The organism is Halorubrum tibetense, assembly GCF_042661865.1.
Lineage (GTDB): Archaea > Halobacteriota > Halobacteria > Halobacteriales > Haloferacaceae > Halorubrum > Halorubrum tibetense.
This window is the reverse complement of the sequence record NZ_JBHSWW010000624.1, coordinates 1-633: the sequence shown is the minus strand read 5'-3', so window position 1 is coordinate 633 and position 633 is coordinate 1. Positions and strand designations below refer to the sequence as shown.

The following is a 633-nucleotide window of genomic DNA, read 5'->3' as shown; positions in this document are numbered from 1 at the left end:
TTACTAATTGCATTTGCGGTGTTTAGTTTAGGTCTACCTTGTTTTGCTGCTGTTGGTAGTGGTGATTTCAGCATCTTAAAAGTTGAAGCAACGGATACTTTTTTTACTCTCTACCCTACTTCTGGATCAGTGCAAAATGATGGCTGCGAGGACGGCAGTAAGGTTGTATTTTGGCGAACGGATTTTCCTACTGGGTATGATTCTGCGCTAAGTATTGCCCTTGCAGCACATATGGGTAACAGGAAAGTAAGCATGTGGCTCGACAGTTGTAAAGTCGGGCCTTGGGGGAAGCGCCTGCCGATCCCTAGATCAATTGTTGTTATTGGAAATTGAGTTCAAAATTATTAAGGAGTTCTCGTGAAACAATTCGCGTTTAAAAAGCGCTTTTTCGTAGTTCTTGCGCTTTCATTCTACTGCAGCGTATCTTCTGCGGCTCCAAATTGGTATGTGGGTCAGGTAAGCCGAGTCGCCTTAGGCGCGCCAGATGGTAGCTTTATTGTCACCTTGAAATCCTCTGCGCTTGATAATTGCCAGCATAAATATGCTTACTTTAACGTTAGTCAAATAGGCGCCGAACAAACAAAAGCCGCCTACACGATGGCGCTAACCAGCTTGTCGACTGGGTTAGATATG

General features: G+C 44.5%; 2 protein-coding genes. Both read left to right on the top strand.

Annotation, left to right across the window (positions count from 1 at the left end; genetic code table 11):
* The coding region (locus tag ACFQEU_RS17365) for a beta galactosidase jelly roll domain-containing protein (protein ID WP_379784188.1) at nt 1-333 on the top strand (333 nt) is incomplete at its 5' end.
* A 24-nt stretch (nt 334-357) separates the two neighbouring features.
* Nucleotides 358-633 (top strand): hypothetical protein (locus ACFQEU_RS17360; protein ID WP_379784186.1); only part of this gene is annotated, 276 nt, incomplete at its 3' end.